The 11,819-nt window shown below is 63.1% G+C and carries 14 protein-coding genes; 8 read left to right on the top strand and 6 right to left on the bottom strand.

Annotation, left to right across the window (positions count from 1 at the left end; all coding sequences use genetic code 11):
- The 4 genes from WCE35_RS02560 to sdhC all read right to left on the bottom strand — a co-directional run.
- A partial coding sequence (locus WCE35_RS02560; protein ID WP_424591771.1) for a succinate dehydrogenase iron-sulfur subunit occupies positions 1-722 on the bottom strand: 722 nt, incomplete at its 3' end.
- A gap of 101 nt (positions 723-823) precedes the next feature.
- Positions 824-2,665, bottom strand: coding sequence for a succinate dehydrogenase flavoprotein subunit (gene sdhA, locus WCE35_RS02555; RefSeq protein ID WP_424591770.1), 1,842 nt, complete (start codon positions 2,663-2,665; stop codon positions 824-826).
- Between the two features lie 3 nt (positions 2,666-2,668).
- Complete coding sequence (sdhD, locus tag WCE35_RS02550; RefSeq protein ID WP_424591772.1) at positions 2,669-3,043, bottom strand: succinate dehydrogenase, hydrophobic membrane anchor protein; 375 nt, start codon at positions 3,041-3,043, stop codon at positions 2,669-2,671.
- A gap of 20 nt (positions 3,044-3,063) precedes the next feature.
- Entirely contained in the window at positions 3,064-3,462 is a 399-nt protein-coding gene (sdhC, locus tag WCE35_RS02545) for a succinate dehydrogenase, cytochrome b556 subunit (protein ID WP_424591769.1), read from the bottom strand.
- A gap of 254 nt (positions 3,463-3,716) precedes the next feature.
- On the opposite strand from sdhC, the gene WCE35_RS02540 reads away from it, so the two are divergent.
- Entirely contained in the window at positions 3,717-4,571 is an 855-nt protein-coding gene (locus WCE35_RS02540) for a sulfite exporter TauE/SafE family protein (protein WP_424591768.1), read from the top strand.
- 120 nt (positions 4,572-4,691) lie between these two features.
- On the opposite strand, the gene WCE35_RS02535 is transcribed toward WCE35_RS02540, so the two are convergent.
- Positions 4,692-6,218: a malonate--CoA ligase gene (locus WCE35_RS02535; protein WP_424591767.1), complete on the bottom strand. Its 1,527-nt coding sequence runs from the start codon at positions 6,216-6,218 to the stop codon at positions 4,692-4,694.
- Between the two features lie 96 nt (positions 6,219-6,314).
- On the opposite strand from WCE35_RS02535, the gene WCE35_RS02530 reads away from it, so the two are divergent.
- The 7 genes from WCE35_RS02530 to WCE35_RS02500 all read left to right on the top strand — a co-directional run bounded on the left by WCE35_RS02530 (position 6,315) and on the right by WCE35_RS02500 (position 11,044).
- Entirely contained in the window at positions 6,315-7,076 is a 762-nt protein-coding gene (locus WCE35_RS02530) for an SDR family oxidoreductase (RefSeq protein ID WP_424591766.1), read from the top strand.
- A 158-nt stretch (positions 7,077-7,234) separates the two neighbouring features.
- Positions 7,235-7,495, top strand: coding sequence for a BrnT family toxin (locus WCE35_RS02525; protein WP_424591765.1), 261 nt, complete (start codon positions 7,235-7,237; stop codon positions 7,493-7,495).
- The gene (locus tag WCE35_RS02520; protein WP_424591764.1) at positions 7,482-7,778 is read left to right on the top strand and encodes a BrnA antitoxin family protein; all 297 of its coding nucleotides are present in this window, start codon (positions 7,482-7,484) and stop codon (positions 7,776-7,778) included. The genes WCE35_RS02525 and WCE35_RS02520 overlap by 14 nt, the downstream gene beginning before the upstream one ends.
- 158 nt (positions 7,779-7,936) lie before the next feature.
- Entirely contained in the window at positions 7,937-8,209 is a 273-nt protein-coding gene (locus tag WCE35_RS02515; protein WP_424591763.1) for a hypothetical protein, read from the top strand.
- 637 nt (positions 8,210-8,846) lie between these two features.
- Entirely contained in the window at positions 8,847-9,434 is a 588-nt protein-coding gene (locus tag WCE35_RS02510; RefSeq protein ID WP_424591762.1) for a fasciclin domain-containing protein, read from the top strand.
- A gap of 181 nt (positions 9,435-9,615) precedes the next feature.
- Positions 9,616-10,245 carry a cytochrome b/b6 domain-containing protein gene (locus WCE35_RS02505; RefSeq protein WP_424591761.1) on the top strand — a complete coding sequence of 210 codons (630 nt, stop codon included), beginning with the start codon at positions 9,616-9,618 and terminating at the stop codon, positions 10,243-10,245.
- 13 nt (positions 10,246-10,258) lie between these two features.
- Positions 10,259-11,044 (top strand): molybdopterin-dependent oxidoreductase, encoded by a 786-nt coding sequence (locus tag WCE35_RS02500; RefSeq protein ID WP_424591760.1) that lies wholly within the window; start codon positions 10,259-10,261, stop codon positions 11,042-11,044.
- 25 nt (positions 11,045-11,069) lie between these two features.
- Here the strand turns inward: WCE35_RS02500 and WCE35_RS02495 are convergent, their stop codons facing one another.
- Positions 11,070-11,810: an ABC transporter ATP-binding protein gene (locus tag WCE35_RS02495; protein ID WP_424591759.1), complete on the bottom strand. Its 741-nt coding sequence runs from the start codon at positions 11,808-11,810 to the stop codon at positions 11,070-11,072.
- Positions 11,811-11,819 lie beyond the last annotated feature (9 nt).

The raw sequence follows: 11,819 nt of genomic DNA, 5'->3' as shown, positions 1-11,819 counted from the left end.
CCCTTCGGGCATGCCTTGGCGCAGTTCAGGATGGTGTGGCAGCGATAGAGCCGGAACGGGTCTTCGAGATCGTCGAGCCGTTCGCCGGTGGCTTCGTCGCGCGAGTCCTTCACCCAGCGCGTCGCCTGCAGCAGCGCGGCCGGCCCGAGGAAGCGTTCGCTGTTCCACCAATAGCTCGGGCACGAGGTCGAGCAGCAGGCGCACAGAATGCATTCGTAGAGACCGTCGAGCTTTTCGCGGTCGGCGTGGCTCTGCTTCCATTCCTTCTGCGGCGTCGGCGTGGTGGTCTTCAGCCACGGCTCGATCGAGGCGTATTGCGCATAGAAATTGGTGAGGTCGGGGACCAGGTCCTTGACCACCGGCTGATGCGGCAACGGATTGATCTTGACCGCGCCGTCCTTCACGTCGTGCATCGACTTGGTGCAGGCCAGCGTGTTCAGGCCGTCGATGTTCATGGCGCAGGAGCCGCAGACGCCCTCGCGGCAGGAGCGGCGGAATGTGAGCGTCGGATCGATGTGGTTCTTGATCCAGATCAGGCCGTCCAGGACCATCGGACCGCAATCATTGGTATCGACGTAATAGGTGTCGACGCTCGGATTCTTGCCGTCGTCCGGATTCCAGCGATACACCTTGAATTCGCGCGTCTCGGTCGCGCCTGAAGGTTTCGGCCAGCTCTTGCCGCCGCTGATCCTGGAGTTTTTCGGAAGCGCGAATTCAACCATATGCCCTGCCTCTGCGGTTCCTCCCGTCATTGCCGGGCTTGACCCGGCAATCCATCATCTTTTGAGGATGGATGCGCGGGTCAAGCCCGCGCATGACAAGCTCAATACACCCGCGCCTTCGGCGGGATGTACTGCACGTCGTTCGTCATCGTATAGTCATGCACCGGGCGGTAGTCGATCGTGCTCCTGCCATGCGCATCGATCCACGCCAGCGTGTGCTTCATCCAGTTCTTGTCGTCGCGGTCGGCAAAATCCTCGCGCGCGTGCGCGCCGCGGCTCTCGGTGCGGTTGGCCGCCGAGTCCATGGTCACCACCGCCTGCACGATCAGATTGTCGAATTCCAGCGTCTCGATCAGGTCGGAATTCCAGACCAGCGAGCGGTCGGACACCGCAACGTCACTGACGCCGCCATGCACCTTGTGGATCAGGTTCTGGCCTTCCTGCAGCAGGTCGCCGGTGCGGAACACCGCGCAATTGTTCTGCATCACCTGCTGCATGCCCTCGCGCAGTTTGGCCGTCGGCGTGCCCCCGGAGGCGTAGCGGTAGCGATCGAGCCGGCCGAGCGCCTGGTCGGCGGAGCCGGCCGGCAGTTCCGGCTGCTTGCCGTTGACCGTCAGCTTTTCGGCGCAGCGCAGCGCAGCGGCCCGGCCGAACACCACCAGATCGATCAGCGAATTGGAGCCGAGCCGGTTGGCGCCATGCACGGAGACGCAGGCGGCTTCGCCGAGCGCCATCAGCCCGGGCACCACGGCATTGTCGTCGCCGTTCTGCTTGGTCAGCACTTCGCCGTGATAATTGGTGGGAATGCCGCCCATATTGTAATGCGCGGTCGGCACGATCGGGATCGGCTCGCGGGTGACGTCGACATTGGCGAAGATTCGTACCGATTCCGAAATGCCCGGCAGCCGCTCATGCAGCACCTTGGGATCGAGGTGGTCGAGGTGCAGGTAGATGTGGTCCTTCTTCTTGCCGACGCCGCGGCCTTCGCGAATTTCGATCGTCATCGCGCGCGAGACCACGTCGCGCGACGCCAGATCCTTGGCGGAAGGCGCGTAACGCTCCATGAAACGCTCGCCCTCGGAATTGACCAGATAGCCGCCTTCGCCGCGCGCGCCCTCAGTGACGAGACAGCCCGAACCGTAGATGCCGGTCGGGTGAAACTGGACGAATTCCATGTCCTGCAGCGGCAGCCCGGCGCGCAACGCCATGGCGCTGCCGTCCCCGGTGCAGGTATGCGCCGAGGTGCAGGAGGCATAGGCGCGGCCGTAGCCGCCGGTCGCCAGGATCGTGGTCTGGGCGCGGAACCGGTGCAGCGTGCCGTCGTCGAGCTTGAGCGCGATCACGCCGCGGCAGACGCCCTGGTCGTCCATCATCAAATCGATGGCGAAGAACTCGATGTAGAATTCGGCCGAGTGACGCAGCGCCTGGCCATACATGGTGTGCAGCATGGCGTGGCCGGTGCGGTCGGCGGCGGCGCAGGTGCGCTGCGCCTGGCCCTTGCCGTAGTCCAGGGTCATGCCGCCGAACGGGCGCTGATAGATCCTGCCGTCCTCGGTGCGCGAGAACGGCACGCCCCAATGCTCGAGTTCGTAGACGGCTTCGGGCGCGTTGCGCACCATGTATTCGATCGCGTCCTGGTCGCCGAGCCAGTCCGACCCCTTGACGGTGTCGTACATGTGCCAGCGCCAGTCGTCCGGATGCATGTTGCCGAGCGCGGCGGAAATGCCGCCCTGGGCGGCTACCGTGTGCGAGCGGGTCGGAAACACTTTGGTGATGCAGGCGGTGCGCAAGCCGGCCTCGCTGCAGCCGACCACGGCGCGCAGGCCGGCGCCGCCGGCGCCCACCACCACGACGTCATAAATGTGGTCTTCGATCGGATAGGCTTTGCCATTGGTGGCAGGGCCACCGCCATTGGCGGCCTTGCCGTTGCCGTCAGCGGCCATCGGCTACACTCCAGATGACAGTTTGAGGATCGCGTAGATCGTGGCCAGCGCCACCGCGACGCAGAAGAAGTTGTTGGCCATGACGCTGGCAAGCTTCAGCTTTTCGCTCTGCACATAGTCCTCGATCACCACCTGCATGCCGATCTTCATGTGCCAGACGCTGGCGATGATGAACAGCAGCATGATGACCGCGATCGGCAGCGAACCGAGAATTTGGGCGGCGCCGGCCTGATTGCGGCCGATCAGCATGATGACCACCACGATCACCGGCACGATCAACAGCGTCATCGCCACCGCCGTGAGGCGCTGGCGCCAGAAATCCGAGGTGCCGGAATGCGAGGCGCCGAGGTTGCGGACGCGGCTGAGCGGCGTGCGCATCGAGGGGGAATTGGGCGCGGTCATCGTCCGCCTCCGATCGTGTAGGCTGCGATCCACACCAGCACGGTCAGCGCGATGCCGCCGATCAGCGCGCCCCAGGTCATTGCCTCGCGTTCGTTGGCCTTGAAGCCATAGCCGAGATCCCAGACCAAATGCCTGAGGCCGCTGAGCAGATGATGCAGCAGCGCCCAGGTGTAGCCGAACACGATCAGGCGGCCGATGATGCTGCCGGTGAAGGCCTGCACATTGGCATAGTCGGCGGGGCCCGAAGCGGCCGCGATCAGCCACCACGCCAGCAGCAACGTGCCGAAATAGAGCGCCACGCCGGTCAAGCGGTGGACGATGGACAGCGCCATCGTCAGGGTCCAGCGATAGGTCTGCAGATGCGGGGAAAGCGGACGTTCGATCCTGGCGGTCATCGGCGGCTTCGACGGTTGGCGGGGGGCCCGCGGACGGCCCATTCGGGATCGCGGTAAGGCAGTCCTATTTACGAAGTCGAAACAGTCCGCGCAACGGCCAAAATCGCCAATTGCGAACGATGGTTCACAGCTATCCACCAGCCGTGCAATTACGGGCGTTGACAATGATCGGCGCTCGTTCATGGCTGGTATGCCGGAAGCGCAATTCATGGACACGGGCAGGTTCGGCGCAAAGGGGTTTTTGGAAACCGCGAATGGCGATCGCCGGGCTGGATGTCTCCGAACTGATCGAACTGGCGCTGATGCTGGTGGCGGTGGGGGCGCTGTCGGGATTTTTCGCCGGCATTTTTGGCATCGGCGGCGGTGCGATCCTGGTTCCGGTGTTCTACGAGTGTTTTCGGCTGGCCGGGGTGCCGCTGGAGGTGCGGATGCCGCTCTGCATCGGCACTTCGCTCGCCATCATCATCCCGACCTCGATCAGCTCGTTTCGCGCCCATTATGCCCGTGGCGCGGTCGATACCGGGATCCTCAGGCTCTGGTGGCTGCCGATCGTGCTCGGGGTGGTCGCCGGCAGCATCATCGCGCGCTTCGCGCCGGAGCGCTTGTTCAAGATCGTCTTCGTCGGCGTGGCGTGGTTCGGGGCGACGCGGCTGATACTGGCGCGCGAGAGCTGGAAATTCGGCGACGAGGTCCCAAAAGGCCCGCTGATGCGGCTCTATGGCTTCTTCGTCGGGCTGCTCTCGACCCTGATGGGGGTCGGCGGCGGGTTGTTCTCGAACATGCTGATGACCCTCTACGGCCGGCCGATCCATCAGGCGGTGGCGACGTCGTCGGCGCTCGCGGTGTTCATTTCGATCCCCGGTGCGCTCGGCTACGTCTATGCCGGCTGGCCGGCGGCCGCGCGCTATCCCGACATCGCCGCGCTGCAATCGCCGCTTGCGATCGGCTACGTCTCGCTGATCGGCGCCATCCTCGTGATGCCGACCAGCCTGCTGACCGCGCCGCTCGGGGTCAAGGCGGCGCATGCGATGTCGAAGCGGACGCTGGAAATCGCGTTCGGCTGCTATCTCTTCATCGTCGGCGGCCGGTTTGTGATAAGCTTGCTGTAATGGTTTCGCCGCATTGCTGCCCTTCGCCATTGCGAGCGAAGCGAAGCAATCCATTCTTTCTTTGTTGAAACAAAGCTGGATCGCTTCGCTTTGCTCGCAATGACGGCTTTGGACTGCGGTCTACTTCGCGTAAATCTTCGAATAAGTATCCCGCAAAATATTCTTCTGCACCTTGCCCATGGCGTTGCGCGGCAGTTCGTCGACCACGATCACCCGCTTCGGCATCTTGAATTTCGCCAGCCGCCCGTCGAGCGCCTTCAGCACCGAAGCTTCATCGACCCCGGCGCCCTTGTTGCAGACCACGACGGCGGTGACGCCTTCGCCGAAATCGGCATGCGGCACGCCGATCACGGCGGATTCGATCACGCCGGGCATGGCGTCGATCTCGCTCTCGATTTCCTTCGGGTAGACATTGAAGCCGCCGGAGATCACCAGATCCTTGCCGCGGCCGAGAATGTGGACATAGCCCTTGTCGTCGATCTTGCCGAGATCGCCGGTGATGAAGAAGCCGTCGTCGCGGAATTCGGACCTCGTCTTCTCCGGCATCCGCCAGTAGCCCTTGAAGACATTCGGACCTTTGACCTCGATCATGCCGATGGTCTCGCGCGCCAGTTCCTTGCCGGTTTCTGGATCGGTGACGCGCACGAAAACACCGGGCAGCGCATGGCCGACCGCGCCGGGGACGCGCTCGCCGTCATAGGGGTTCGAGGTGTTCATGTTGGTCTCGGTCATGCCGTAGCGCTCGAGCACGGCATGGCCGGTGCGCGCCGCCCATTCGCGATGGGTGTCGGCGAGCAGCGGCGCCGAGCCTGAAATGAACAGCCGCATATGTCTGGTCGACTCGCGCGACAGCGCGGGGCTTTGCAGGAGCCGCGTGTAGAAGGTCGGCACGCCCATCAAGACGGTGGCGCGTGCCATCAGCCTGATGATCAGTTCGGGATCGAATTTCGGCAGGAAGATCATCGCGGCGCGCGCAAACAGCGTGACGTTGCTGGCCACGAACAGGCCGTGGGTGTGATAGATCGGCAGCGCGTGGATCAGCACGTCGTCTCTGGTGAAACGCCAGTAGTCGACCAGCGAGCGCGAATTCGACGCGAGATTGTCATGGCTGAGCATCGCGCCCTTGGAGCGGCCGGTGGTGCCGGAGGTGTAGAGGATAGCCGCGAGGTCGTCATTGCCGCGCGCCACGGTGTCGAATTCCGCGCCTGCCTTGTCGGCGGCGTCGGTCAGCGAGCCCATGCCGTCAGCCCCCAGCGTTTCGACCCTGGCGTTGACTTTTTCCGCGATCGCGCCGATCCCTTCCGCTTTCGACGGATCGCACACCACCAATGACGGCTCGGCGTCGGTGATGAAATATTCCAGTTCGTTCAGCGTATAGGCGGTGTTGAGCGGCAGATAGGCCGCGCCGGCGCGAACCGCGGCGAGATAGAGTACCAGGCCCGGCACCGACTTCTCGGTCTGGGCCGCGACGCGGTCGCCCGGCTTGACTCCGCGCGCCACCAGAACGTTGGCCATCCGCCCGGCACGGGCGATCAGGTCGCCATAGCTGATGCGCTGTCCGTCATGGGTCTCGATCGCGAGCCGGCCCGGATCGTCGAGCCGGTCGAACAGGCGGGAAAACAGGTTGGCGTTGGCGGTGGGGTTCATGCAACATTCCGTGAGGACGGAGGCCGACAATCCAAAGGCTGATCTTGAGGCTGCATTAGCAAAAACGCCCTTCACAAGGCAACGGAGACAGTTTGCATGTCAAATGACGGGAAACGCGTGGCCTGGGTGACCGGGGGCGGCAGCGGGATCGGCGAAGCCGGGGCCGAGGCGCTGGCGGCGGACGGCTGGATCGTCGTGGTTTCGGGACGCCGCAAGGCCGCGCTGGACGGCGTGGTGGCGAAGATCACCGGGAGCGGCGGCAAGGCCGAGGCGATTGCGCTCGACGTCAGCAGGAAGGACGATGTCCACAAGGCCGCCGAGCAGATCCTCGAGCGGCATGGCCGGATCGACCTGCTGGTCAACAGCGCGGGCATCAATGTGCCGAAGCGGAGCTGGGCCGACATGGAGCTGGAAGGCTGGGAAAAACTGGTCGAGATCAATCTCAATGGCGTGCTCTATTGCATGCACGCGGTGCTGCCGGCGATGCGCCGGCAAAAGGACGGCTGCATCATCAACGTCGCCTCATGGGCCGGCCGTCACGTCTCAAAGATGCCGGGCCCGGCCTACACCACGACCAAGCACGCGGTGCTGGCGCTGACCCATTCCTTCAACATGGACGAATGCGTCAACGGCCTGCGGGCGTGCTGCCTGTCGCCGGGCGAGGTCGCGACTCCGATCCTGAAGCTGCGGCCGGTGGTGCCGAGCGCGGAGGAGCAGGCGCGGATGCTGCAGCCCGAAGATTGCGGCCGCACCATCGCCTTCGTCGCCAGCATGCCGCCGCGCGTCTGCATGAACGAGATTTTGATCAGCCCGACCTGGAACCGGGGGTTCATCCAGACGCCGCTGAGCCGGGATTAGTTACTCTCCTGGCCAACTGAGGAGGGCGGGCGCGGCGCAAGCGCGCCCGTGCCACCCCGGTCCTGTTGGCCGTAATTGGCCCAGGGGGTGGCGGGGGATTTATGTTGTAGCTACAAGATATCTTTTGACAGAATATAAATTGTAGCTACATAAAGATTATGCAAATCGTTTGGGACGAACCGAAGCGGCTCGCCAACCTCGAAAAGCACGGGCTGGATTTCGCTGATCTAAACGAGACGTTTTTCGATAACGCGGTGATCATTCCTTCGCACAACAAGAGCAAGCGCTGGGTCGCGGTCGGCGTGAACATCCGGGGTGTTGTCGTCGTCGTATTCGCCCGGCTGGGGCGTGAAGGCGTAAGCATCATCAGCATGCGGCCCGCAAGCCGCAATGAAAGGAAATTCTATGCCGAACGCTAGAAAAAAAGCAGCCTACAGCAAAAAGGATCTGCGCGAAGTCAGCGACAATCCGAAGCTGACAAGGGCGGATTTCGCCAGGGCCCGGCCATTCGCTGAAGTCTTCCCTGATCTGGGCGCATCCATTCGAAAAGGACGGGGCCCGAACAAGTCGCCGACCAAAAAACTTGTCTCGCTGCGCCTCAGCCCGGAGGTGATCGAGCATTTCAAATCGACCGGATCGGGCTGGCAGTCGCGGATCGATGAGACCTTGCGCAAGGCGGTAAAGCGCAAGGCTTCGGCTTGATCCTGCCGCACCGCGCGAACGCCGGACCGGGCGTGCACTCAAACCGGGCAAGCGCGGGTCGGAGCTGGTCGAGCCGGAAAGCCGTTGACCGCGCCAACGCATGGATCGAGTTAAATGGCACTGTCCCCGTATTCCACCGTAATTCGGAAAGCCTCAACATGAGCCTCGTAGTGGCGCGCGTGATTGATGATGATGAGATTCGCATCATCAGTGACACGAAAATTGCCGACAGTGGGGCTCTCCATCCAACGCTCCTGGACGGAGGCCTGAAGTGCATCGCGATTTCGCCCACTTGCTGCGTTTGTTTTGCCGGAAACGTTGCGGTCGCGGAGGAGGCGTTGGCTCCAATCCTCAACCGCACAATGCAAGACAGGCGGCAGATTACAACTCATTTACTTCAGCACCACAAAGCAGCCCGTAGGATGGGTTGAGCCCTTCGCGAAACCCATCGCCTTCGCAAACTGCGATTGATAGGCATCGCTTCGGCGAAACTCGTCACGGGCGAGTGGGCCGCATGGCCGACTACCGTCGCAATTTCGTTGCTGGAGGCAGCTTCTCACGATGGGGAGTTTGGCGAACGGCCGCAGGGTCCGGTGGCAAGGTGATGGGTTTCGCGAAGGGCTCAACCCATCCTACGGGCTTGCCCAGCCTCGTCGGGCAAATCATCTCTACAAGCTCGCGCCATCCCGTCCCAAGAAGGGGGGCGTTGGCCATCGTCACGAACGTTGGGACGGGTTGCGGTGGACGCGGCGGCGTCGGGCGTGAAGCGGGATTGCAGGGCGGGTCAACCAGTGAGCGATCACCATCACGCAGACGACCGGCACCGAAGCGTACGGCAAAACCGTGTGGTCCCGGCGTTCACCGGAGCGGTGCGAGAAGTTGGACCGCGCAACGCGCCGATCCGAAAATAGTTTCAGCGATCACGAAAAGTTATTCGTCGAAACCGCCCCGCGCGCCTCCCGTAACTCGGGCAACGACGACGCAGCCTACCGGTCGATCGACCAGCCTCGTTGTTTCACATCCGGCGGAATGCCTGCCGGCCAGCTCAATCCATCGGGAGATCAATCCATGTCCAAGCGTATCGCACTTTTGTCGGCTGTCGCGTTCAGCGCGCTGGCCTTCACCGTTACCGTCATTGCGCCCGCCAGCGCCGAAGACAAGATGATGAAGAACGACAAGATGTCCGGCGAGAAGACCGTGATGGTCGGCGGTGCCGCGATGTTCCCCTCCAGGAACATCATCCAGAATGCCGTCAACTCCAGGGACCACACCACCCTGGTCGCCGCGGTGAAGGCCGCCGGCCTGGTCGAGACGCTGGAAGGCAAGGGCCCGTTCACCGTGTTCGCGCCGACCAACGCCGCGTTCGGCAAGTTGCCGGCCGGCACCGTCGACACCCTGGTCAAGCCCGAGAACAAGGCGACCCTGACCAGGATCCTGACCTATCACGTCGTCGCGGGCAAGCTCGCGGCCTCCGACCTCGCCGACGGCCAGAAGCTCAAGACCGTCGAAGGCGAAGAGCTGACCGTGAGGAAGGCCGGCGGCAAGGTCATGATCGTCGACGCCAGGGGCGGTTCCTCGACCGTCGCGATCTCGAACGTCAATCAGTCCAACGGCGTCATCCACGTGGTCGACACCGTGCTGATGCCGGCGTCGTAAGCCGCGCCCGCCCGATTACCCCCCCCCCGCGGGATGCGCACACCGGCGAGCCGGGGCAGCCCGGCTCGCCTCTTTGTGATCGCGATGCCTTGCGCGTATGGAACCGATAGCGTGATGGCAGTAACGAAAAACCGGATCCTGGCGTATAAACCGGTATCGACGCCCAGCGACGGATAGAGCCATGTCCAGCCTTACAGCCAGCGACGCCTACGCAAGCCCTGCCACGGCGAAGGTCATTCAGCCGGCCTGGGTGCGGATCCTGCACTGGATCAACGCCGTCGCCATGGTCCTGATGATCATGTCGGGCTGGCAGATCTATAACGCCTCGCCGCTGTTCGACTTCAAATTCTCCCATTCGATCACGCTGGGCGGCTGGCTCGGCGGCGCGCTGCTGTGGCATTTCGCGGCGATGTGGCTGTTGACGGTCAACGGGCTGACCTATCTCGTTTTCGGGCTTGCCACCGGCCGCTTCCGCAAGAAGCTATTGCCGATCACCCCGAGCGGCGTGATCTCCGATACCAAAGCGGCATTGACGGGCAAATTGTCGCATCACGACCTGACCCGCTACAATTACGTGCAGAAGCTGCTCTACGCCGGCATCATCGTCGTCGGCATCCTGATCGTGCTGTCGGGCCTGTCGATCTGGAAGCCGGTGCAGTTGCAATGGCTGGCGGCATTGTTCGGCGGCTATGAAATCGCGCGTTACGTTCACTTCATCTGCATGGCGGCGATCGTCGCCTTCCTGGTGGTTCATGTCGCGCTCGCGGTGCTGGTGCCGAAGAGCCTGCGCGCCATGATCATCGGACGCTGATAGGAGAAACATCATGGGTCGCATGCGCTCGTTGCTAATTCCAGGTGTCGACAAGAAACTGCTGGTCAAGGACGCCACCAAGGCGCTGCCGGAGTTGTCGCGGCGGCGGTTCATCGCCAGCGGCGCCAGCCTCGGCGCGCTGACGCTTTTGACCGGCTGCAACGTCTCCGACGGCTTCTCGGCCGAGGAGATGCTGAGGCAGATCTCCAAGTTCAATGACGGCGTTCAGGCGTGGATGTTCAATCCCGACGTGCTGGCGCCGACCTTTCCGGAAAGCGCAATCACAAAACCGTTTCCGTTCAACGCCTATTACGAGCTCGACGAGGCGCCCGAGATCGACGGCAAGACCTGGAAGCTGGAAGTGCGCGGCCTCGTCGACAACAAGAAGCCGTGGACGCTGGAGCAGCTTTACCAGCTGCCGCAGGTCAAGCAGGTCACGCGTCATATCTGCGTCGAGGGCTGGAGCGCGATCGGAAGCTGGACCGGCACGCCGTTGCGCGATTTCCTGAAACTGGTCGGCGCCGACACCCGCGCCAGATATGTCTGGTTCCAGTGCGCCGACAAGGACGGCTACAACTCGCCGCTGGACATGGCGACCGCGCTGCATCCGCAGACCCAGATGACGTTCAAGTTCGGCGACGAGATCCTGCCGCGCGCCTACGGTTTTCCGATGAAGATCCGGGTGCCGACAAAACTCGGCTTCAAGAATCCGAAATATGTGATCTCGATGGAAGTCACCAACGACTACAAGGGCGGCTACTGGGAAGACCAGGGCTATAATTCGTTCAGCGGGAGCTGAAACGGCATGACCGGCCGGGGGTGGCTCATGCCGCACCATCCTTCATGGCGCCGCCGAGGAACAATTGCCCGATGCGGGGATCGCTGAGCACCCGCTCCGCCCTGTCGACCAGACGGGTCTGGCCGAGCTCGAGCACGATGCCGAAGTCGGAGATCTCCAGTGCGGAGCGTGCGTTCTGCTCGATCATCAGGATCGATACGCCGCGATCGCGCAGTTGCTTCAAAATGTCGAAGGTCTGCCGCACCATCAGCGGCGAAAGACCGATCGACGGCTCGTCGATCAGCACGAGCCGCGGGTTGAGCAGCAGGCCACGGACGATCTCGAGCTGCTTCTGCTCGCCGCCCGACAAGGTGGATGCCTGCTGCGCCGCCTTCTTGCGCAGTACCGGAAACCGGTCGAGCGCCGCCTCGATCCGTTGCGGAAGATCGGTGATGTCGCGCCCGGCGGCCGCCGCGCCGAGTTCGATGTTGTTGCGCACCGACAGCTCGGGAAAAATGTTGCGCCCCTGCGGCACGTAGCAGATGCCCGACATCAGCAATTGGCGGGGGCTGAGGCCGGTCACGTCGCGCCCTCCAAAGATGACCTTGCCTTCGCGCAGCTTCAGCAGGCCGAAGATCGCCTTGAACACCGTGGATTTTCCGGCGCCGTTCGGCCCGATCACGGTGGTGATCGAGCCCGCCGGCACTGAAAAGCTGGTGCCGTTGAGGATTGTCATCTTGCCGTAGCCGCCGACGAGACCCTGGACATCGAGAATGGCGTCGCTCACGGGCCGCTC

The sequence above is a fragment of the Bradyrhizobium sp. genome (genome assembly GCF_049691595.1).
Taxonomy (GTDB): Bacteria; Pseudomonadota; Alphaproteobacteria; order Rhizobiales; family Xanthobacteraceae; genus Bradyrhizobium.
This window is presented reverse-complemented; position numbering and strand designations above follow the sequence as displayed.